Source organism: Actinomyces lilanjuaniae, assembly GCF_003606385.1.
GTDB classification, from domain to species: domain Bacteria; phylum Actinomycetota; class Actinomycetes; order Actinomycetales; family Actinomycetaceae; genus Actinomyces; species Actinomyces lilanjuaniae.
The window spans coordinates 2,428,069-2,449,919 of record NZ_CP032514.1; the positions used below are offsets into that span (position 1 = coordinate 2,428,069).

The 21,851-nt window shown below is 69.7% G+C and carries 17 protein-coding genes and 1 pseudogene; 4 read left to right on the top strand and 14 right to left on the bottom strand.

What is annotated here, in order from left to right; all coding sequences use genetic code 11:
* Positions 1 to 403: 403 nt before the first annotated feature.
* The 6 genes from D5R93_RS10425 to D5R93_RS10450 form a co-directional block, all read right to left on the bottom strand.
* A complete protein-coding gene (locus D5R93_RS10425) occupies positions 404 to 1,381 on the bottom strand; it encodes a 1,4-dihydroxy-2-naphthoate polyprenyltransferase (RefSeq protein WP_120206013.1) in 978 nt (325 codons plus the stop codon).
* A gap of 103 nt (positions 1,382 to 1,484) precedes the next feature.
* Positions 1,485 to 2,894, bottom strand: a complete 1,410-nt coding sequence (locus D5R93_RS10430; protein ID WP_243106721.1) for an AMP-binding protein — start codon at positions 2,892 to 2,894, stop codon at positions 1,485 to 1,487.
* Complete coding sequence (locus D5R93_RS10435; protein WP_162933921.1) at positions 2,825 to 4,213, bottom strand: Fic family protein; 1,389 nt, start codon at positions 4,211 to 4,213, stop codon at positions 2,825 to 2,827. Before D5R93_RS10435 ends, D5R93_RS10430 begins: the two co-directional genes overlap by 70 nt.
* 284 nt (positions 4,214 to 4,497) lie before the next feature.
* Complete coding sequence (locus D5R93_RS14575; protein WP_162933922.1) at positions 4,498 to 5,655, bottom strand: polymorphic toxin type 15 domain-containing protein; 1,158 nt, start codon at positions 5,653 to 5,655, stop codon at positions 4,498 to 4,500.
* A gap of 258 nt (positions 5,656 to 5,913) precedes the next feature.
* Positions 5,914 to 6,180, bottom strand: a complete 267-nt coding sequence (locus tag D5R93_RS10445) for a hypothetical protein (protein ID WP_162933923.1) — start codon at positions 6,178 to 6,180, stop codon at positions 5,914 to 5,916.
* Positions 6,120 to 6,698 (bottom strand): GAD-like domain-containing protein, encoded by a 579-nt coding sequence (locus tag D5R93_RS10450; protein ID WP_162933924.1) that lies wholly within the window; start codon positions 6,696 to 6,698, stop codon positions 6,120 to 6,122. Before D5R93_RS10450 ends, D5R93_RS10445 begins: the two co-directional genes overlap by 61 nt.
* A gap of 280 nt (positions 6,699 to 6,978) precedes the next feature.
* Between D5R93_RS10450 and D5R93_RS14210 the strand changes: the two are divergent.
* Positions 6,979 to 7,320: pseudogene (locus tag D5R93_RS14210) on the top strand (PLD nuclease N-terminal domain-containing protein); the annotation flags it as partial.
* A gap of 474 nt (positions 7,321 to 7,794) precedes the next feature.
* Here D5R93_RS14210 and D5R93_RS10460 read toward each other — a convergent pair.
* Both D5R93_RS10460 and D5R93_RS10465 read right to left on the bottom strand, forming a co-directional pair.
* Positions 7,795 to 8,421, bottom strand: coding sequence for a hypothetical protein (locus D5R93_RS10460; RefSeq protein ID WP_119836944.1), 627 nt, complete (start codon positions 8,419 to 8,421; stop codon positions 7,795 to 7,797).
* Positions 8,422 to 8,510: 89 nt separating this feature from the next.
* Positions 8,511 to 9,188 carry a histidine phosphatase family protein gene (locus tag D5R93_RS10465; protein WP_119836830.1) on the bottom strand — a complete coding sequence of 226 codons (678 nt, stop codon included), beginning with the start codon at positions 9,186 to 9,188 and terminating at the stop codon, positions 8,511 to 8,513.
* A gap of 130 nt (positions 9,189 to 9,318) precedes the next feature.
* Between D5R93_RS10465 and dapD the strand changes: the two genes are divergently transcribed.
* On the top strand, positions 9,319 to 10,290 hold the full coding sequence (gene dapD / locus D5R93_RS10470; RefSeq protein WP_120206018.1) for a 2,3,4,5-tetrahydropyridine-2,6-dicarboxylate N-succinyltransferase: 972 nt from the start codon (positions 9,319 to 9,321) through the stop codon (positions 10,288 to 10,290).
* Positions 10,291 to 10,383: 93 nt separating this feature from the next.
* On the opposite strand, the gene D5R93_RS10475 is transcribed toward dapD, so the two are convergent.
* Positions 10,384 to 11,277, bottom strand: coding sequence for a class I SAM-dependent methyltransferase (locus D5R93_RS10475; RefSeq protein ID WP_120205123.1), 894 nt, complete (start codon positions 11,275 to 11,277; stop codon positions 10,384 to 10,386).
* A gap of 85 nt (positions 11,278 to 11,362) precedes the next feature.
* The gene (locus tag D5R93_RS10480) at positions 11,363 to 12,811 is read right to left on the bottom strand and encodes a citrate synthase (protein WP_120206021.1); all 1,449 of its coding nucleotides are present in this window, start codon (positions 12,809 to 12,811) and stop codon (positions 11,363 to 11,365) included.
* 565 nt (positions 12,812 to 13,376) lie between these two features.
* Between D5R93_RS10480 and D5R93_RS10485 the strand changes: the two genes are divergently transcribed.
* Both D5R93_RS10485 and D5R93_RS10490 read left to right on the top strand, forming a co-directional pair.
* Entirely contained in the window at positions 13,377 to 14,126 is a 750-nt protein-coding gene (locus tag D5R93_RS10485) for an ATP-binding protein (RefSeq protein WP_120205126.1), read from the top strand.
* Positions 14,123 to 15,058, top strand: a complete 936-nt coding sequence (locus tag D5R93_RS10490; RefSeq protein ID WP_162933925.1) for an ATP-binding protein — start codon at positions 14,123 to 14,125, stop codon at positions 15,056 to 15,058. The genes D5R93_RS10485 and D5R93_RS10490 overlap by 4 nt, the downstream gene beginning before the upstream one ends.
* A 469-nt stretch (positions 15,059 to 15,527) precedes the next feature.
* Here the strand turns inward: D5R93_RS10490 and dapC are convergent, their stop codons facing one another.
* The 4 genes from dapC to typA all read right to left on the bottom strand — a co-directional run bounded on the left by dapC (position 15,528) and on the right by typA (position 21,780).
* A complete protein-coding gene (gene dapC / locus D5R93_RS10495) occupies positions 15,528 to 16,733 on the bottom strand; it encodes a succinyldiaminopimelate transaminase (RefSeq protein ID WP_120205131.1) in 1,206 nt (401 codons plus the stop codon).
* 65 nt (positions 16,734 to 16,798) lie between these two features.
* Positions 16,799 to 17,152, bottom strand: coding sequence for a ferredoxin (gene fdxA, locus D5R93_RS10500; protein WP_119836834.1), 354 nt, complete (start codon positions 17,150 to 17,152; stop codon positions 16,799 to 16,801).
* A gap of 375 nt (positions 17,153 to 17,527) precedes the next feature.
* Complete coding sequence (locus D5R93_RS10505) at positions 17,528 to 19,843, bottom strand: VanW family protein (RefSeq protein WP_120205134.1); 2,316 nt, start codon at positions 19,841 to 19,843, stop codon at positions 17,528 to 17,530.
* A gap of 14 nt (positions 19,844 to 19,857) precedes the next feature.
* The gene (typA, locus tag D5R93_RS10510; protein ID WP_120205137.1) at positions 19,858 to 21,780 is read right to left on the bottom strand and encodes a translational GTPase TypA; all 1,923 of its coding nucleotides are present in this window, start codon (positions 21,778 to 21,780) and stop codon (positions 19,858 to 19,860) included.
* Between the last annotated feature and the right edge of the window lie 71 nt (positions 21,781 to 21,851).

Genomic DNA, 21,851 nt, shown 5'->3' on the forward strand with positions numbered 1-21,851 from the left:
GTCCGTCACCGTCATCGCGGCCACCGCGGCATCAAGCGGACCGCGCTACCGAGCGCAAGACGCGGCGTCATGAGCCGGTGCGCACCGGGCAAGGCGTTAACGGGGCTAGGAGAACGGGGCTGAGAAGCAGTCGGGTACCGGCGACGTCACGCGTCACGGACGGGCTTCAGCGCACCTGACAGCAGCAACACAGACACATGCGACACACGACCGAGAGCTCCTGCGCACCGCCAGTGGTCGGAGTCGTCGCGTAGATGGCCGCCATGACGGTGACGTTAGCCCTTCCCGACGGCGGCGCGCAAGCCGACTCCTCCGCGTTCCGCCCAGTGCCACCCCCTCCTGGGCTGAGGCGCGGGCACCTGCACCGAGACCTCGGCAAGGAGGCCCGGCCGACCCGGCACCGTCAGGCCGCCACCAGGACAAGAGCCAGGGCTAGAGTGACGCCGTAGGCCAGCTCGTACAGCCCGGCGTCGCGCAGGGCCGGGACCAGTGCCCGCCCCCTTGCCCCGCCCACCACCGGGCGCAGTGCCCGGGCAGCCATCGCGCCCAGCACGACAGCCAGCACTGTCACGGCCGCGAGCAGCACCCAGACTGACCCACCCGACGTGTCCGCCTCCCCTGACCTGCTCAGGTCGGCGCGCGCCCACAGGACCGCCGCTACCGCCAGCGCCACCGATGCGCACACCATGGCCACAAAGGCGCGGCGGGCGCCCCGCTCCCCCAGACGCACCGCCAGTGTCATCTTCCCGTGCCGCGGGTCGGTGGCGATATCGCGCAGGTTGTTGACCATGAGCAGGGAGCAGGCGATGAGCCCGATCCCGCAGGCGGCCAGCCACACCCACCCGGGCACGCTGCCGCCCTGCACGTAGACGGTCCCCGCAGTGGCGACCAGGCCGAAGAAGACGAAGACAAACACCTCCCCCAGGCCCATGTAGCCGTAGGGCCGCGACCCACCGGTGTAGAACCAGGCGGCCGCCACCGCTGCCGCACCCACACCCAGCAGCCACCACTGGCTCGCCAGCGCCACGAGCACCAGTCCCAGCACGCCAGCCAGGACGAAGCACCCCAGGGCGGCGTACTTCACCGAGCGCGGGTCCACCTGCCCGGAGGCAGTCAGACGGGGCGGCCCAGTCCGCTCGTTGTCGGTGCCGCGCACGCCGTCGGAGTAGTCGTTGGCGAGGTTGGAACCGATCTGGAGGGCCAGGCCCACGCCCGCAGCCAGCAGGCAGCGCGGCGGTGACGCGGTTCCCAGAGCAGCGGCGACACCTGAGCCCAAGACGACGGGGGCCACGGCTGCTGGCAGGGTGCGCAGCCGCACGACCTCCGCCCAGCTCGTCGCGTCACCGGTACCGCCCGCACCACCAGTGCCGTCTGTGCCCATGTTCTCCCCCACGTTCTCCCCACCTCGCGCCCCTGCTGTCCTGGCGCAGCGACCTTAGCACCGGTGGCTCCAGTACCAACACCGGTGCCACTGCCGGGCACACTCAGGAACGGGACAGGAGCAGCTGTACCGCCCGACGGTCCACCTTGCCCGGCCCCCGCAGGGGCAGGGAGTCAAGGACCTCGACACACTTGGGAGCGTGGCTTCCCTCCAGCAGCTCCCGGGCGCAGCGGCGCACTGCGGCTCCGTCCAGGGCCGCCCCCGGCTGGAGGACCACCGCTGCTGCCACCACCGTGCCCCACTCCTGGTCCGGGACACCGACCACGCAGGCCTCGGCGACCCCCTCGATACCTGTCAGGGCGTCCTCCACGTCCCCGGGGTCCACCTTGACACCGCCGGTGTTGATGAGACCGTCCGCCCGGCCCAGCACCACCAGGCGGCCTTCCTCCAGCCGCCCCCGGTCCGGGGTCGCCAGGACCCGTACCGTCCCTGTCCCGCCCTTAGCGGGCAGCTCGCCGGGCAGCGCAGTAGGCAGAAGGTGGAAGCCCGGCCGCAACGTCACCGGCAGCCTGGATCCCGGCCGCCACAGGGGCGTGCCGCCCTCCTGGCGGGCGATACCCTGCCCGGTACCGCCCGCCAGGGAGACATCGTGGTACCGGGTGTCCTGCCCGACGTCACAGGCACCGCCCCCGGGCTCAGCCCCGACGTAACCGCTGGCCAGGACAGGGCCGCGCAGGAGGACCCGGTCCTCGGCGTCGAGAGCCACCTCGACGCCGTCCAAGGGAAGGCCGTCGTAGACGCACCCGCCTGCTGTCTCGCTGGCCCCGTAGGTCGTGACCACGGGGATGCCCGCCGCCCGCGCCCGGGACAGGAGCGCGGTGGAGGCGGCTGCCCCGCCCAGGAGGAGCGCGTCCACCTGGCGCAGTGCCCTGGTGGCCTCCTCGTCCTGGAGAGCACGCACCAGTTGGGTGGGCACCAGGGAGAGGTACACCGGGTCGCGCCCCCTCAGTGCCCGGTGCAGAGTGTCAGCCAGGGCAGGGACGCGGAATCCTGTGGAGGTGTCAACCACGAGGGGGGCTGTCCCGGCTAGCACGGAGCGGACCAGGACCTGCAGGCCCGCTACGTGGTGGGCGGGCAGCGCCAGCAGCCACCTGCCCGCTGCCCCCAGGCGGGCGTGCGTGGCCCGGGCCGAGGCCAGCAGGGAGCGGGCGCTGACAGCCACGAGACGGCCGGTACCGGTGGAGGAGCCGGAGGTACGCAGGACCAGGTCGGTCCCAGCCGGGACCGCGTGCAGGCGGCGGCGCATGTCGGCCTCAGCCTCCACCGGGTCCTCCTGCGGCCCGACGGGCACCAGCACCGGCAGGCGGCTCGCCTGCGGGCGGGTGTCCCGGGTCTCTCCCAGTCCCCGGGACACCAGGCGCTCAGCCAGGAGGGCACGCAGCCTCATGACGTCCTGTGCCCTGGTACCCCCGGTGACCAGGCGGACGGGGAGGGAGCTGGAGGGGTCGTGCACACGGCAAGTCTCCCACTGTGCCGTCTAGGTGGGCCGCAGCGGGACACGGGACAGCGGCCCGACAGGCACGAGCAGCAACAGCCCCGACCGGCCACCCGGCCCAGCCTGCCGACCGTCAGATACCCTCCCTGCCGCCGACTACTCGGCCCGCGGGGGATAAAGGCTGCCATCAGCTCGGTGCGCGGGCGCAGGCCCCGATAGGCTTGCTTGTCTACCAGGCCCATCTGTACCAGGGCGTTGACGTCCCGGGTGACAGTCTTGGAGGTCTTACCCCCGTACGCCTGAGCGAGCTCAGGGGTGAGCACGGCGACTTCTCCCACCGGCGTCCACCGGTCCGGCGGAAGAGCCAGGACCAGGTCACGCATCCGCGTCCTGGCAACCGTGTGCTGCCCGTGGAAGCGCTCGTGGACGTAGGACTGCCACATAATTGTCAGCTGGGCTGACTGAACCGTCCTGATCTGCTCGCGCAGCCCGTCAACAAGCCCCTGGACGGCGTAGTGCACGAACTCCTCCACCGGGTAGCCTTTAGCACGGCTGGTGCGCTCCAGAACCACGTAGTACATGTCGCGGGTCCTGTTGTAGTGGTTTGACAACAGGTGCGCCGCAGGAACAGGCACCCCTGTACGCAGCAGCAGCTCAAACTCCAGAAGACGGGCAATCCTCCCGTTACCGTCGCTGAAAGGGTGGATCCATGTCATGTACAGGTGCGCCAGGACAGCAAGGACAACTGCCTGGGGCTGACGCATGGAGTGGTCGGCTGCCCCCAGGCTGTCAAGCTCACGGTTCATCCACTCACACAGTCTGTCCACCAGGTAGTCGCAGTCCTCCGACGGCGCCCCACGGTACCGGCCCACTACGACGCTGTGGGTACGGAATCGACCAGGATCCAGATCCTCCTTCTGCGGCTGACCGACCATAAGGCGCGCATGCTGCTCCTTGAGCCGCTCCGGGCTCAGCGGCGGAGGAGCGCCGCTCACACACTCCTCAGCGATGTCATTGAACAGGGAGATCAGGTTCTCGATCTCCTGGCGCTGGTAGGCTCGCGACGGCGGCGTGTCATCAGCACCTTCAATGATCGCACGTACCTCCTTCTCGGTCAGGCTGTTGCCCTCGATACTGGTAGTGCCGTGGGCACCGCGCTCCAGGCTCAGGAGACTCAGCTCCCGAGCAACTTCTGGGGGTAGTGCCGAACCTGCCAGGTGCTCACACTTCGACGCCACCTCACCCAGCAGCACCCACGTCTCAGGCCGAAGTCTGTCCGCTCGAAAACTGAAGGTGATCCATGGATGAGTCTTGGTGTAGTGCCTCTCCCCCGTCATGACCACGATTATAGTCCCCTGTTTTGTCCATGAGACTGTCCACCCGTAAGCGCCAGTCTAGCTCCGACTGAGCACCTGTCTCCGCCTACTGGCAGTCAGCCACAGCTGGGCGGCCGGCCAGAAGCGGCTCAGGCGCATGCGCCGTGTCAGGTGGTAGGTCCCGGCTCGGTGTCGCGTACTGGTGAGCTCATCGGGTGAGGCCGGGGTCGGGTCTTAGCGGCCTAGGCCGTGGTTGCGTCGGTGGTTTCTGGTGGGGGTCTGGCGTGGGGTGGGGGGCTCCTGGGTTATTCGGGCGGCTCGGGCCTTGACGTCGGCCAGGACCTCCTCGCGGGTGATCTTGTGGCCCGGCCTGCCCGCCCGGGACGGCCTGGGGCCTGCCTGGGGTGGCTGCTGTGCTGGTGGTGTTCGTACGGCGGTGGTGGGCGGGTGGGGGAAGGAGGCCTCGCGCAGGCTGGCGGTGCGGGCGGGGCCGGTCCCGGCGAGTGCCTCCCGCGCGGCCCGGGGCTGGTTGCCCTGGCGGGCCGCCTGGGCCACTCGGGCCTCGATGTCGGCCAGGACCTCCTCGCGGGTGATCTTGTGGCCCGGCTGGCCCGGCCCGGCCGGGGTGGCGCCCGTCTGGGGCGGCCCCGCTGTGGTGGCGGCCGTCCGTGCGGGGCCTGGCTGGGTGGTGGCGGGGCCGGGCTGGCCTGGCTGGTGGGGCTGCCCGGCCCCGGGCTGGTCCTGACCGGGCTCCTGCCCCGGGGCGCTGGGTGCCAGGGTGGGTGGCCTGCGGCGATGGTGGAGGCGACGTGGGCGGGTGTCCAGGGCGGCCCCCGGGGGCTGGTGGCACTCACCTGCTCGCTGGTTCTGGGTTCCAGGTGCACCTGGCCGTGGCGCAGGTCCTGGGCCAGGTCGGGGGAGTCTGCCAGCACCGCGCGCACCAGCAGGCGCACCCGCGGCCTCCGGTCGGCCGGGACGGCCAGGGCGGCCTGCTCCAGGACCGCGGCCACGGGAGGCTGCTGGCCCCCGATGGAGGAGTTGACCGCCCCGTGGCCCAGGGAGGGCCAGCCCTCGGCGGTGGTGGCGGGGTGGGAGGGGCCGTAGGTGACCTGGTCGGACTCGTGGAGCACCACCAGCGCCCGGTCCACCTCAGCCGTCCTGGTCTCGGCGAGTGACTCCGAGAAGCCATAGGTGCGCTGCAGGTCGTCCACGACCTCCTTCATGAAGTTCTTGCGGGAGTCCCTGGTGGCCTTGGAGGTGGGCTGGCGGCCCTGGGTGCGGTAGGTGCGGATGCCCTCCAGCAGCCTCTCCGCCGACAGCAGGGACAGGGCGCTCAGCTGTCGGTCGAGCTGGCGGGTGAACTCGGAGGCCAGGACCCGGGTGGAGGCATGGTGGCCGGTGTGGAAGAACACCTCCACCGGGACCCGCGAGTGCCAGGCCAGCGGGCTGGCAGGGGCAGCCACCGACCCCTCCCACACCAGCACGCCCTGCCCGCCCGCCCTGGGGTGAACATGTCCCCAGCCACCAGCGAGGCACCAGGACCAGGAGCCCCGCCCCCGTGGCCGGGGCCTGGCCACCACCACCGCTGCGGCCGGGGACCGGCCCACCACCGGTCCCGCCGCCAGGGGCGGTGGGACCAGCAGGCACGGCGGGACCAGCGGCGGGGGCGGGTGGGCGACCGCGCCTGAGCCAGCGGGGCCGTCCCCGCCAGCGCCCGGGCGTCACGACCCCGCCCCCGGGTCGTCGGGGCCACCAGCACCGCCCGGGCCGCCTGCGGCGATGGTGGCGGCTGCCTGTGCGGCGGCGGCGGAGAAGTCCTGCTCCAGGACGTGGTCCTGGGCCTGGGCCAGGAAGGTGAGGTGCGCGGTGGCGTCCTCGATGCCGACCTGGCTGGTGCTGACCCTCCCGGTGAAGCAGTAGGCCGGGGTCAGCCCGTAGACCTGGTCAGCCCCCAGCACCCCCAGGTGCTCGATGGCCCAGTCGGCCACCAGCACACCCGTGTCGTCGTCGTCCAGGTCCTCCTCCTCGGGGAGGCCAGGGTGGTGGCCCCCAGGCGCTCACGCATCACCGGGTCCGACATCCTGGCGGCCCTGCCCGCATGGGGGCGCACCCACCCCATCACCGGGTCCACGGTCAGGGCGGGACCGGAGACCTCCCCCCACAGCTCCATGTCACCCGTAGCGTTGCGGGCCAGGCACCACCACCGCTGGCTGGGGAACGGCACAGGGGTTCCCTCCAGCCAGGCATCGACCACCGGCGCCCACCGGAAGGGATCAGTGAACCACCACCGGCCCTGCCCGAACCCCTCGAACCCGAACCGGCGCCACAGGTGCAGCACCGAGGCCGGAAGCACCCCACCGAAGTAGCCCACGTGCTCCTGGGTCACAGGGTGGCCCACACCCATCGGCGCGTACCCCTCCTCCACCAGGTCGTCCATGTTCGCGTCCACCCACTCCGGCGTGGCGTGCAGCCACCCCTGGTGCCACTCCTCCTTGCTCATCCGCATGACCAGACCGTAACCCCCACCACACCACCACAACCCCCAGGCACGAGACCCGCCCCAGGCACCCTCAGACAGGGGCACCCCCACCACCACGACCTCAGGCAGACACGACAGCCCACCCCCGCCGGACTGGCACCGAGGAGCCCCCAGCCGCCCCGACTTGGGAACGCACAACGGGGCTCTGGCGATGAGGCAGCAGCCATGGAAGCGGTCAGTCACAGGCCACCAGGAACGCCTCACGCTGCCGCCAGAACAAGCCCGCCAACTGGGCTAGGCTGGAGTCATGCGCGCTGCTCTCTTCGTCCTGGCGTTCGCCCTCCAGCTGTACGCCCTGCTGGACTGCGCCCGTACCCCCGAGGAGAACATGCCCGCGCGCATGCCCAAGTTCATGTGGGTGGTCCTCATCATCCTCGTCCCCACAGTCGGCGCCATCGCCTGGATCATCGTCAGCAGGGTCAGCGCTGCCGAGCGGCGCGGCGGATACGTGGAACCGACGGTCTGGTCCTCCCGGGAGGGGACCTCCTTGCGCCGCCCAGAGCGCCCGCGCCCCCTGGCTCCCGACGACGACACCGACTTCCTGCGTGACCTGGAGCAGGATCTGCGTCGCCGTCGGCACCACCCGGACACCCCGGACACCACCACGCAGGGTCGGCGCGTCCCGGGTACCTCTGACACTCAGAGCACCTGGGACGCCTCAGGCCAGGCAGGCACCGGCCGCACTGCTCCAGGCAGCGCGGGGGCCTCGGAACACCCCCAGGACCCGGGCAGGGCACAGGTGCCGGACGGGTCAGCCCCTGCCGACCCTGGCGCTCCCGGGAGCGAGGAGAAGCGCGGCGGCATGGCTGACAGGAAAGGCCAGAAGGAGGGTCAGAACCCACCTGAGGACCCGTCACCCTCAGACCCCGACGGGACGGCGGGGCCGTCAGGCGGCCCCGACAGCGGGAGCGCTCCCTGCAAGCCGTAAGCCCAGTAGTCCCATAAATAAGTCCCGGAAATCCTGTCGGCCGGGAACCGTCAACCCCGCCTTGTCGCCGGGTACCCGGTTCCATGCCTGCACTGTCCTGCGCTGTGCTTACCGTGGCTTACCGTGCTCCAGCGCTCACGGCAGCACCGCAGGAGCGCCGCCCGGCCAGGGGGTGGTGTCGACGTCGTAGCCGTGGGCGGCGGCGTGGACCAGCCAGTCTGCGGGCAGCCAGCTGCGGTCCACCAGCTGGGGGTGGTCGGGCATGTAACGCGTCGCCCAGAGCACCAGGACCAGCTCGGCCCACTGCGCCCGCAGCATCCAGCGGGCCGACCCATGGGCATTGGCCGCAGCCATGACCACCTCGCCGGTGGCGGTGAGCCTGACCTCCTGGACCTCGGCGAAGGGGACCGGCATGACCCCCTCCCCCGTCGCCAGGTAGATGCCGTGGGTGGACACGCTCAGCCGCGCGTCAGCCACGTGCCTCCACCTCTCCACGGCATCAGCCTGGGCGGCCTGCCGACGGCGCTGGTTGAGGTAGGCCTGGCCACCAAGGAAGGCGGCGCTCAGCGCCAACCCCACCGGCCCGCCCGCCAGGAAGAAGCCGCGCGAGGGGTTGTAGGTGGCGTCGCCACGCCGCCACATGAGCATCCTGGCGTCGCAGGTAGCGAGCATGACCTCGTCGGATGCAAGAACGAGTCTCACCGGGTCGATGACCGGGGAGACCGGGTTGGGCCGTCTGCCCCTGCGCACAGCCGTGAGCACAGCGGCGGTGTTCCACCAGACAAAATCCTGCCCGGTCCACTGCCGCCTCGGCAGCGGCTGCGAGCCCCTCCCGGACGGAGGCTGCTGGGTCACACCCGGTCCCGAGGTACCTGGGCAGCCGAGGTACCCGGCGCCATGTCCCGTGCCTGGCGCAGCAGGTCACCCGCAGGCTCCCAGTAGGCCAGTCCCACCAGGGTCGAGTCCTCAAAGGTCAGGGAGGTCACCGAGGCCAGGGAGCACTGCCGCCGTCGAGGGTCGTGGGCCAGGGGACGCCTCTCCAGGAAGAGCCGCAGGGACCACACGGGCAGCTGGTGGGAGACCAGCAGGGCCTCGTGCCCCCGGGCAGCCGCCAGCGCGGAGGCGACCGCCGCACGCATGCGCTCCACGATCTCGACGTAGGGCTCCCCCCAGGAGGGGCGCCACGGATTGACGTAGGAGCGCCACATCCCCGGCTGGGCCAGCACCCAACGGCTGCGACTGACAGCCATGCCCTCAAGGTGGCTGCCCGCCTCGATCAGCCGCGGATCGGTCCCTGCTGCAAGACCGAAGGCCTGGGCAGTAGGGGCACCGGTCTCCTGGGCACGCTCCAGGGGCGAGGTGATGACATGGGTGATGTCGTGGTCCGAGGAGGACAGGACGCTGGCAACCTGACGGGCCATCCGCTGACCGAGGGCGGAGAGGTGGTAGCCGGGCAGGCGCCCGTAGAGGACGCCCTCGGGGTTATAGACCTCGCCGTGGCGCATCAGGTGGATCGTGGTTCGCACCATGGCCCGATTCTCTCACGCCGAGCCAGCAACGCCACCCAGGCCCAGCACGACCGGCGCACCCAGCCACCAGGGTGCCCGGATGGCGGGCCAGTCCCAGCGCCAGGAACCGGGGTCCCGTATCGTGGGCACTATGACGACTCGCAGTGCATGGGGTCTCGGTCTGGCAACCGTGACCGACGACGGCAACACCCTCGACGTGTGGTACCCGCGCCCGGTCCTGGGCACCGAGCCTGAGGGCGGCCACGCCGACCTCCTGGCCACCCTGACCGCCATGGAGCGCCGTGACGAGGCCAGGGGCGTGCACACGACCGTGGTGCGCACCTGGGCCGACCTGGACGACGCCCCATTGACGGTGGCGGGAGCCTACCTGCGACTGCACGTCCTGTCCCACAGGCTGTGCCAGCCCAACACCGTCAACCTTGACGGCGTCTTCTCCACCCTCCCCAACGTGGTGTGGACCTCCGCCGGCCCCTGTCCTGCGGAGGACTTCGAGGAGACCCGCACCCGGCTTCTAGCGGCCCTGGGACGCCCCGCCCAGGTGCTGTCGGTGGACAAGTTCCCCCGGATGACGGACTACGTCCTGCCCTCGGGCGTGCGTATCGGCAACGCGGCGAACGTGCGCCTGGGCGCCTACCTCGCCGAGGGGACGACTGTCATGCACGCGGGCTTCGTCAACTACAACGCGGGCACGCTGGGGCGCTCCATGGTGGAGGGCCGTATCTCCCAGGGGGTCGTCGTCGGTGACGGCTCGGATATCGGTGGCGGCGCCTCGACGATGGGGGTGCTGTCCAGCGGGGGGAGCCAGCAGGTCTCCCTGGGGGAGCGCTGCCTTCTAGGCGCCAACTCCGGGCTCGGTATCCCGCTGGGTGACGACTGCGTGGTCGAGGCCGGCCTGTACCTCACTGCTGGCACCAAGGTCTCCCTCATGCCACAGGGCGGGGTGGTCCCCGGGCAGCACGGCCTGTTCAAGGAGCCACGCGTGGTGACCGCCCGCGAGCTCGCGGGCGCCTCCAACGTCCTGTTCCGGCGCAACTCCCAGTCTGGGGCTGTGGAGGCACTGGCACGCGGCGGCAAGGACATCGAGCTCGGCACCAGTCAGTAGACGGGACCGCAGACGGGACGGCACCGTGGCCGGGTCGACCACCAGCCCCGGCCACGGTGAGGGAGCGCGACGCCCCGCAGCACCCCCGCCCGCTCAGACCTGTGGCTTGTGGGCGACGACGACGATACCCACCATGTCCTTCTCGTAGCGCTTGAAGGTGCGACGCATCCCCAGGATCCTCTGGCGTAGCGGCCTGTCCCGTGCCACGTTGCGCAGGATCCGCAGGACCCCGCCCAGGCCCTCGTCGCGGACGTTACGGCTCATCTTGAGCAGGGCCATCGGCGCCGTACCCACCCAGTCCACCTCCAGGCCTGCCTCCTCCAGCAGCCGCCTCCAGGCGGCAGCAGTCATGGGACGGGCGTTGACATGGATGGCACGAGCCAGGTCCTGGCGCAGCTGGGTGTAGTAGGCCTGGTCAATGTCATCAGGGACGACACCCAGCTCGTGGATGGCGTAGCGGCCTCCGGGCCGCAGCACACGGACAGCCTCGGCCACGATCTCCGCCTTGCCCTTGTCCCCTTGCATGGTGAGCATGGCCTCACCGACGACAACGTCCGCGCTGGCGTCGGCAAGTCCGGTCCGAGCCGCCTCCCCCTGCCGGACGCTACCGCGGCTACCGACCACGGCTGCCACCCGTCGCGCTGCGTCAGGGTCGCGGTCAATGGCGGTATAGGAGGCGGGAGCAGCCTTGATGATCTCGGCGGCGGTGCGCCCCAGCCCAGGCGCAAGCTCGACGACGTCGGCACCACTGAGGCCAGCGTGCTCCAGCATGGCTGCTGACAGCGCTGCACCACCGGGGCGCAGGACACGCTTGCCAGCGCGGGCAAGCACCCAGTGACCGGGAGCGGAGGACACCGGCCGGTCGGCGTAGGGCAGGGGAGGCTCGCTGCCCTGTGCAGGGGCGGAGCCGCTAGGAGCCGGGCTGGCGGTCGGGCGTCCAGGAGTCTCGTCTCCGGGGGTCTCGGGGGCAGGGCGCTGCTGAGTCATATGGATAGTCTAACCTCAGGCAACCGGCTGTCCCAGGCCCTGCCAACCTTTCTGGACCCCGCCGCCCTGAGCGGGAGGGACGCCCTCAGACCCGGGGAACCCGGTCCAGGGCCGCCTCGCCCGCACGGGTGGCCGGGTAGTCACCGTGCGCGTGGCGACGGCGGTGCATGGCCACGTAATGGCGCTCGGTGTAGCCGTCGTAGACCTGGCGGGGGCGGCCGATACGCTTGGTCGGGTCGGCGATCATCTCGCGGTACTGGGCGATCCAGCCAGGCAGCCGCCCCAGGGCGAACAACGGGGTGAACATCTTGGTGGGGAAGCCCATGGCCTGGTAGATGAGCCCTGTGTAGAAGTCCACGTTGGGGTAGAGCCTGCGGGAGACGAAGTAGTCGTCGCGCAAGGCGACCTCCTCTAGCTCCATGGCGATCTCCAACTTCCGGTCCCCGTCGCTGCTGCCCAGCCGGGCCAGGACGTCGTGGGCGGTCTCCTTGACGATGGCCGCACGCGGGTCGTAGTTCTTGTAGACCCGGTGACCAAAACCCATGAGCCGCACGCCGTCCTCCCTGTCCTTGACCTTACGGACAAACTCCGAGGTGGACATGCCCGAGGACTGGATCGTGTCCAGCATGCGCAGCACGGCCTCGTTCGCGCCCCCGTGGAGCGGGCCGGACAGGGCTCCGACCCCCGCTGCCACCGAGGCGTACATGTTGGCGTCGGAGGAGCCCACCAGGCGTACCGTGGAGGTAGAGCAGTTCTGCTCGTGGTCAGCATGGAGGATGAGCAGCATATCCAGCGCTCGCACCACGACCGGGTCGATGTCGTAGGACTGATAGGGCATACCAAAGGTCAGGCGGAGGAAGTCCTCGACGTAGGCGCGCTGGGGGTCCGGGTAGAGCAGGGGCAGGCCGACGGCACGGCGCGCGATGTAACTGATCATGGTGGGTACCTTGGCCAGCAGCAGGACGGTCGCCAGCTCGCGCTCGTAGGGGACGTGCGGGTCAAGGGTGTCCTCGTAGTAGGTGGCCAGGCCTGAGATACCCGCCTGGAGGATAGCCATCGGATGCCCCGAGGAGGGGAAGGAGGTGAAGAAGCTGCGGAAGTCCTCGTGCAGCAGGCGGTGGCGCTTGATACGGCGGTCCATGCGCTCGAAGGCCTCGCGGTCAGGCAGCTCGCCGTAGATGAGCAGGTAGGCGACCTCCAGGAAGGTTGAGGACTTGGCCAGCTCCTCGATCGGGTAGCCACGGTAGCGCAGGATCCCGGCCGCACCGTCGATATAGGTGATCTGCGAGGTACAGGACGCCGTGTTGGTGAAACCAGGGTCTAGGGTCACCATCCCGGTGCCGGCCAGGAGGCGGGAGACACTCAGCCCGTCCGAGCCGTCCGTGGCAGGTACGCGGGGCAGCTCCAGCTCCTGGGAACCGACCGTGAGCAGACCCGAGGTCGTGACAGCACCCTCAGCAGGGCCGCCAGGGGCAGACAACGCGGCTGCCTGACCTTCCGGCTGTGAGGGCGCAGTAGGGGACGTGCTCGTCATGATGCCTCCTCGGTCATCGGCTCCGGGCCGACGGTGTGCCTGGGCCAGCGTGCGCTGCACGATGCGCTGCAAGCAGGCCGGTCTCATGCTCCCCGGGCAGGAGGCCCGGGGTATCGGCCCTACTCTACGGGCTCTCGGGACCTTCCGGCTTCCGTGTCCGCCCCTGGCACGGCTCGGGGCTGGCCCCAGCCTCCTCAGCCCCGACGAGTCAGGTCCGGCTCGCCCTGGAGCCAGTCGGCCCAACCGCTCCCCAGGCCAACAGCACACAGCCGGCCAGGACCGCCCCCGCCCCCGCGCGACAGCCCCCGTAAAGCCCAGCGGCAGCCCCTAGAGGGACGACCCTCGGCAACAGCTCCCGACAACAACCCCCGCAAAACCCCCCAACAACTCAAACAACTCGCCCCACCACCCCACACACCCCATAGAAAACACCAAGCAACCCCAGAGACACAGCCACAAACACCCACAAGAACCCACAACAAGACCACCGGAACACCGCCCCGCCCCCACACAACCCCACCCCGAGTTCTTTACCCCACCCCAAAGAACTCTACAGTTAGGGGCCATGCAGGAGATCGTGCGCAGAGCCCTGGACGCCATCCGGAGCGGCGCCACTGCGGACAGCCAGGAAAGCCAGCACCTGGACCTCAAGGAGGACCCTGCCCGCATCCCTCAGTTCCTAGGCAACCCCGATGCCAAGCGCGTCGAGGTCCTGCTTGACACCGCCATCTGCCTGGCCAACGCTGACGGCGAGTCCTTCATCGTCCTCGGCGTGGCAGACAAGGTCCCCGGTCCACAGGCCCTGACCGGCACCGACGCTGACCCTGCGGACATCGCCCAGAAGATCTTCTCCCGCTCACGGCCGAACCTGACTGTCGAGGCCTGGGCTGAGGTCTACGCGGGAGCCCGACTGGTCATTATCCGCGTCCCGCAGGGGCTGTCGGTCTACGCCCGAAGGAACGGGGCCGCGTCAATCCGTCAGGGGACATCCTGCCTCCCCCTGGGGGAGGACCGTCGCCGTCAGCTGGCCTTCCACCGAGCCAACCCGGACCACACCGCCCTACCCTCCCAGCTGTCGATACCAGATCTTGACCAGGAGGCGCTGACGCGGGGGCGGGTCCTGTTCACCGCGCAGCATCCCGACCGGACTGTCGGCTCCGACCGCGAGCTTCTGACGCTCCTCGGCCTGCTCACCCCCGGGGCACTCTCCTGCGCGCCGCGGAGATCCTCTTCGGCCGCAGGACCCTCAGCCTGCCCCTGGCCCGCCATGTCTACCGCCCATTCCCTGGCGGAGAACCTTCCCAGGAGGAAGTGACCGAGCCGGCGATCCTGGCGATCCAGTCGTTGCTGGCCCGCATCAAGGCTCATTCCGACCCCGAGGCCGACCGGATCGACCTGCCCACGGGACAGGAGCGCCCACTGCCTGACTTTCCCTTCGACGCCGTGGACGAGGTCGTCCTCAACGCCTTTGCCCACAGGGACTGGTCACTGACAACCGCCGTCGTCGTCGACCAGTCGCCCCAGACGCTACGTGTGCACTCCCCCGGCGGCCTGCCCCTGGGAGTTCGCGCCGACCGCCTGCTGCGTACCCCGTCAACACCGCGCAACCCCGTTCTCATGCAGGCTCTGCACCGACTGGGTCTTGTCGAGGAGACATCGCGCGGTTTTGACCGAATGTGGGTCTCGATGCTGACTGCAGGCCGACCGGTCCCAGACATTGACACTGACGACTTCCATGTTGACGTCACCTTCACCGCAACAGGGACCGACTCCCACTTTGTCCGCGCTCTGGCCGTGCTCGTCCCGCTCTTTGCCGAGGGCGTGGTACGCAACGTCAACACGCTTCTCGTCCTGCGCCACCTTCTTGGAGCGACGACGCTTACGAGCGCGACCGCAGGCCACCTGCTCCAGGCAGGACCCGCCGAGTGCCAGGAGATTCTCGACTGGCTGGTCAGCGTCGACCTGCTGGAGCAGAATCCCGGCTCCTCCACCTGGGTGCTCGCAGACCGTTGCAGAAAGGCGCTAGGCAGCGCGCAGGTCGCCGTCCCCCTGCACCAGGACGTGGAGAACTGGATCCTTGACGCTATCAAGCACGCCCCCGTCACCAACCGTCAGGTCGTAGCAGCAACCGGTGCAGCACCAAAGACAGTCACAGACATGCTCCGCCACCTGAGCGTCACGGGAGCAATCGAGAAGGATCCTGACGGCCCTCAGCGAGGTCCGACCGTACGCTGGCGCGCGCGATAGCCGGGCTCGCCCGGGAGCCAGTCGGCCCAACCGCTCCCCAGGCCAACAGCACACAGCCGGCCAGGACCGCCCCCGCCCCCCCCGCGCGACAGCCCCCGTAAAGCCCAGCGGCAGCCCCTAGAGGGACGACCCTCGGCAACAGCTCCCGACAACAACCCCCGCAAAACCCCCAACAACTCAAACAACTCGCCCCACCACCCCACACACCCATAGAAAACACCAAGCAACCCCAGAGACACAGCCACAAACACCCACAAGAACCCACAACAAGACCACCGGAACACCGCCCCGCCCCCACACAACCCCCACCCCGAGTTCTTTACCCCCACCCCAAAGAACTCACCCGGGGTGCCCGCCCCGGCAGGGTGGGGTCTCGTCAGGCCGACCGCAGGAGAAGGAAGGCGGCAGCAAAGACATCCTCTCCACCAAAGTCACAGGAGAATGAGACAGGGCTGCAAGGCCCCGCCCGTCAGGACCGGAAGAGGTCAGCGGCCTGGGACGTGCGAAGGCGGGCGGTGGCCGCAGCTACCCTCTCATCGGTACCGGTCAGTGACATGCGCACACGCCCGACACCAGCCTGCCCGTAGAAGTCACCGGGGGCGACGACGATCCCCAGCTCAGCGAAGGCCCCCACCATGTCATAGGCGCTCATGGACGGCGGCCCGGACAGCCACAGGTACAGCCCGGCCACCGACTGCGGGTCGTTGACGAGCCCCACTGCGTCAGTGGCCTCCAACAGGGTCTCGCGACGTGCCCGGTAGAGCGCCTTCTGGGCCTCCACGTGCACCTCGTCGTCAAGGACGGCCGCCGCAGCAGCCTGGACAGGGGCGGGCACCAGCAGGCCCGCATGCTTGCGGACCTCGGTGACCGCAGAGACGAGCACCGGATCCCCGGCAAGGAAGGCTGCCCGGTAGCCCGCCAGGTTGGACTGCTTGGACAGTGAGTACAGGACCAGCAGCCCGCTGCGCCCCTGCGGCCCGGCAACCTGCGGGTCCAGGAGGCTGGGAACCGCGCTGCTGGCCCAGGGCTCCTCCCAGGCCAGCTCGGCGTAGCACTCGTCGGAGGCGACGACAGCACCCCGCGCCCTGGCCCAGGCCACGACCCGGGCCATCTGCTCCACGCCCAGGACATGGCCGTCGGGGTTGCCAGGGCTGTTGAGCCACACCATGGACACCCGCGCCTGGTTGTCAACGTCCCACGACTCAGGGTCGGCGTCGGTGTCCACAGGCACCGGGACGGCCCCGGCGATGCGGGCTCCCACGTCGTAGGTGGGGTAGGCGGTACGCGGGTGGAGGACGAGGTCGCCCGGGCCCGCTCCCAGCTGGAGGGGCAGGAGCGCCACGGACTCCTTGGAGCCGATGGTGGGCAGGACCTCCTCGCTGGTCAGCCCGGGAACCGCACGACGCCGGGCCATCCAGCGGATAAAGGCCCCACGCAGGCGCGAGGTGCCCACCGCCGTGGGGTAGCCGGGCGCGTCGGCAGCCTGGGCAAGAGCAGCCTGGGCGATCCCGGGAGTCGGGTCCACCGGCGTCCCCACCGCTAGGTCGACGACACCGTCAGGGTGCTCAGCCGCACGCGCTCGGTAGGGATGCAGGCTGTCCCAGGGAAAGTCAGGCAGGGCGAGGGGCCGAGGAAGACGGGCAGGGGCCAGGGGCCCAGCAGAAGCGGGACGCATAGGCGGTATTCTCGCTCACGGGGCCGGGCACGTCACAGGCACCTCGCCGCAGCGCCACCCGCCGGTCAGGCGTAGCCGTTGGCCTGCCTCCACTCCTCGTTCTGCGGCGGCAGAACTGCGATCATAGGGTCATCATAGGGCTGGGGACCCACGGCCTGCGCCCCACCGGGTGAGCCCAGACCCCGTAGCTCAAAGAAGTCGATGTTCGCCCTGGCGTAGTCCTCCCACTCCTCGGGGACGTCGTCCTCGTAGAAGATGGCCTCCGTGGGGCACACCGGCTCGCAGGCACCGCAGTCCACGCACTCGTCGGCATTGATGTAGAGGCTGCGCTCACCCTCATAGATACAGTCCACGGGGCACTCGTCAACGCACGCACGGTCCTTGACGTCGACACAAGGCTGGGCGATGACGTAGGTCATGGCAGCGGCATCCTCTCACCTCGGCGGGATGTGCCGCCCGCAGGGAGCGGCACGCCTGTACGGCACCAGTATCCTCCCCCACCACCGGCCAGCCCAAGACAGGCGGACGTGGCCGTGAGCACTGGGGCCACGAACCCACCGCCCCCAAGGTCGCGCCCCAAGGTCGTGACAGCACGGGCACAGCACAGATGCGGGGACCGCCCCGTCCGGTCGGGCGCACCGTCACCACCCCACCAGCCGGGACCCAGAGCCGTCTCAGTGCTCTCGGTCACGACGTCCATGGCGGTCGCGTAGTCAGAGGTTCGACGTTGGTGCCAAGAAGACAGCACGCTTCTCGTCCTTCTCCGGGTGGTCAGAGGCCTACAGGGGGAGCGCCTAGCTGCACACGACGTTGTTGTCAGGGTAGTAGCTCGTAGTCAGCACGTCCTCAGGCAGGGCCTGCCCGTCATGAGCACGTCGGCGGGTGACGGTGATATCGAACCCCGGGTTGCCCCCGCTGTAGGCCTGGCAACCGGGCCCGGACTGCGTCTCGGTAGTCACCGGACGATAGTTGTAGCGCTCTGAGGAGGTGATAGAGACCTCGTAGTACGCGGTGGACCACAGCCGCACGTGGATCTCCTCCCCGTCCAGCCAGGCCTGGACCATGACACCGTAGGGGGTGGAGTTCGTGAACTTCACGTCCAGCACACCGGTCCATAGCGTCGCCTCCCGGCCTGCCGGGTAGCGGTCGAAGTAGTACTGGTGGGCAGTGTGCTCAGTGTCGTCCATCCCCGCCTCGAAGCCGGCGTTGAACACCGTGGTGGCGACCTGGCTGAGACCGCCGCCCATGGAGTCGGTGTGCTGCCCGTTGGAGATGACGCCCGCGTCGGTGAACCCGTGGTCGTAGTCCACCGGCCCCAGGGCCTCCTCCAGGGAGAAGGTCGCGCCCGGAGGTATCGAGGTGCTGTTGATCTTCTCCGCCCCCGTCTCAAGATTCTGCGTACGAGCGATGTCGGCGGCGCTGTAGGGGGTGGAGTACTCGCCGACAGGCTCGGCTACGCCCCAGTCCTCCTCAGCCAGGGTCACCTCCGGCTCCAGGACGGTCAGGGGCAGCGTCACCATGCGGGAGCCGGAGTCCGGGTCCGACGTCCCCGCTGCGACCAGGTCCGCCAGGAGCGCCTCCGTGTCGACCCCCAGGCCGGAGGAGGCGGGAACGTAGCGGGGAGCGGCGTCCTGCGCACCCTCTGCGGTCCCGTCGATAATCCAGCCGGCGTCAACCGCCGGCGTCTCCACCGGGCCCAGTCCGGCGAGGACGGCCTCACGCACACCTGCCGGATCAAGATCGAGGCTCAGCCTCCCCCCAGAGGTGCCGATGGTGCTGTAGGCAGCGATGGTCTCGGGGCTGATGGCTACGACGGGGGACACCGCCTGCTCCTCCACCTCCGTGCCCTCGACGGTGACAGTGACCTCAGAGGACAGGAGGGGCTCCAATGTCTCCTCCACGAACTGTGTCGCCTCGGCGTCAGTGATGGCAGGGACAGCGGTCCCCTCAGCCAGGGCGATACTGGGCTCCCCCAGCGGCCAGTCCTTGACGAGGGCGTCCACGGAGGCCACGACGTCCAGCCCGGTCCCGGTCTGGGAGCCGGTGGTCACGACCTGTGTCCCCTCAAGGGAGACCGTGGCCGACACGGTGCCGCTGGACAGGGCATCCACCCGGTCTTCCAGGGCACCGTTGAGGACGTCGCGGTCCACCTCAACCACCGCGTCAACCTGTGTCCCGCGGAGCCGACCGACCAGGGTGACAGGGTTAAGGGTCATGCCGGTGACCTGCCCCACAGAGGCCTGCGCGTCCACGCTGACGCCCGAGTCGGCAGGGACCAGCTGGTCCTGCCTCTCGCCCACGGTGACGGTGACCGGCTGCGCCAGCTCCTCGCCAAGGACGGAGGCCACGCGGGTCCTCGCCTCCTCGGCGCTAAGACCCGAGACGTCCACACCCGCCACGGTCGTGGTGCCGTGAAGGTGCTGGGTGGTCCACCATGACAGGCCACCCCAGGCCAGCAGCACTAGCGCTCCGGCTGCCATAAGCGCAGGCAGGCGACGCCGGTACCAGCTCGCAGCCGTCTCCTCCCGGTCTGATTCCTCCTCCCGACCACCTAGGCCCTCCTGCTGTGCTGCGCTCTCAGCCACGTCCTCGTCCAGGTGCCCGTCCGCAGGCACCTGGACCTCAGGCCCTGCCTCACCAGGCACCTCGGCATCGCCGAGCCTTTCCAGCTGCTCCGGCTCTTGCTCCGGCTCTGTCTGCGCCGAGTCGTCCTCCCCCGCAGGCTGTGACAGGTCTGCTGGCTCTACCGGCCCCGCCGACTCCGTTGGCTCAGCGGGGTCCTCCGGCACCGGAGGCTCTCCCCTGCCCGCCGGGGCGATCGAGGGCGGCAACGAGGAGTCAGCGTGCTGGATCCACGCCACCTGGCCAGCCGACCCGTCGCCCTCCTGGGCAGGAGCAGCACCCTCCGCGACCGCCTGCACCTCAGCAAGAGGACCGGCCTCTGCCGGGGTAGCCGTCTCCTGGCTGCCTGCCTCACGTTGCTGCACTCCCTGGTCCGGCAGGGCCTCAGGGGGAGGCAGGACCGCCTGCGAGGCCTCGGGATCCTTCCCGGCCTCCTCCTCGGCAGAGCGACTCGTCACGGCGTCGCGGCCTGGTGCGTCCTGGCTCATCGTCACTGGTCCTCTCAGGCCTGCACCCGACGGCGCCTGGCGTGGTCCCGGGCACGCGCCCGGGAGTCCAGGATCACCTTACGGATACGGACCGCCTCCGGAGTCACCTCCACGCACTCATCCTGCGCAGCCAGCTCCAGAGCCTCCTCCAGGGTCAGGTGCCGCGGAGGGGTGAGCCCCTCAAAGGACTCCGCGGTCGCGGAACGCATGTTGGTCTGCTGCTTCTCCCGCACCACGTTGACCTCCATGTCCTCACCACGCGGATTCTCACCCACGACCTGGCCCTCATAAGTCTCCTGACCAGGCTCGACAAAGAAGGTACCCCGGTCCGCCAGCCGTATCAGGGCGTAGGCGGTCACGACCCCCGCACGGTCAGACACCAGGGAACCTGTGGTGCGGGAGGTGATCTGCCCGGCCCAGGGCTCATAGCCCTGGGCCACGGAGGAGGCGATACCCGTGCCACGCGTCTCGGTCAGGAACTGGCCACGAAAGCCGATGAGACCACGCGCGGGCACCACGAACTCCATGCGGACCCAGCCGGTCCCGTGATTGGTCATGGTCTCCATGCGACCCCTGCGAGCCGCCATCAGCTGGGTGATGGCCCCCAGGTAGTCCTCGGGGACATCAATTGTCATGCGCTCCACCGGCTCATGCGTCCTGCCGCCAACGGTACGAGTCACCACCTGCGGCTTGCCGACCGTCAGCTCAAAGCCCTCCCGACGCATCTGCTCCACCAGGACCGCCAGCGCCAGCTCTCCGCGCCCCTGGACCTCCCACGCGTCGGGACGGTCCGCGGGCAGCACCCGCAGGGAGACGTTGCCCACCAGCTCTCGGTCCAGGCGGTCCTTGACCTGGCGAGCGGTGACCTTGGCCCCCTTGGAGCGCCCCGCCAGCGGAGAGGTATTGATACCGATGGTCACGGAGATCGCAGGATCGTCCACGGTGATGAGCGGCAGGGGGCGCGGGTCCTCAGGGTCCACGAGGGACTCCCCGATAGTGATGTCCTCGATCCCGGCCACTGCCACGATGTCTCCCGCACGAGCCTCCTGCGCGGGGATGCGGTCCAGCCCCTGGGTCACCAGCAGCTCGGAGACGCGCGCCGGGGCGATGGTCCCGTCGTGGCGCGCCCACCCGACCGCCTGGCCCTTGCGGAGCGCCCCGTTCCTGATACGCAGCAGCGCCAGTCGTCCCAGGAACGGGGAGGCATCCAGGTTGGTGACATGGGCCTGGAGAGGGGCGTCCTCGTCGTAGGTGGGGCCGGGGATGCGCTCGATAATGGTGCGGAACAGCGGCTCAAGGTCTGTGCTGGCGGAAAGCCCGCCGTCCTCAGGAGGCTCGGTGTCCGCCCGGCGCTGCCTAGCAGAGGCGTAGAGGACCGGGACGTCGAGGACCGCGTCCAGGTCGATGTCGGGCTGCTCGTCCGCCAGGTCAGAGGCCAGCGACAGGAGCAGGTCGGTGGCCTCGGTGACTACCTCCTGAGCACGGGAGTCAGGGCGGTCCACCTTGTTGACCACGAGAATCACCGGCAGGCTCGCCGCCAAGGCCTTGCGCAGCACGAAGCGCGTCTGAGGCAGGGGTCCCTCGGAAGCGTCCACGAGGAGCAGGACGCCGTCCACCATGGACAGGCCCCGCTCTACCTCACCGCCGAAGTCCGCGTGCCCGGGGGTGTCCACGACGTTGATGGTGACGCCCTGCTCCAGCCCCGCCTGCGACGCAGCAGGCCCCGAGTAGTGGACGGCGGTGTTCTTGGCCAGGATCGTGATGCCCTTCTCACGCTCCAGCTCGCCGGAGTCCATGACCCGCTCCCCCGTCGTCTCCTGCGTGGCCCGTGCCCCGAAGGCGCCAGCCTCCCAGAGCATGGCGTCGACAAGGGTGGTCTTGCCGTGGTCGACGTGGGCGACGATGGCGACGTTACGCAGGTCCTGACGGACACTCATGAATGGGCTCTTCCTTACCTGAGGGAGCCCCCGCACCCGGAGCCAGGGAGGAGCCGGACCACAGGGGTGAG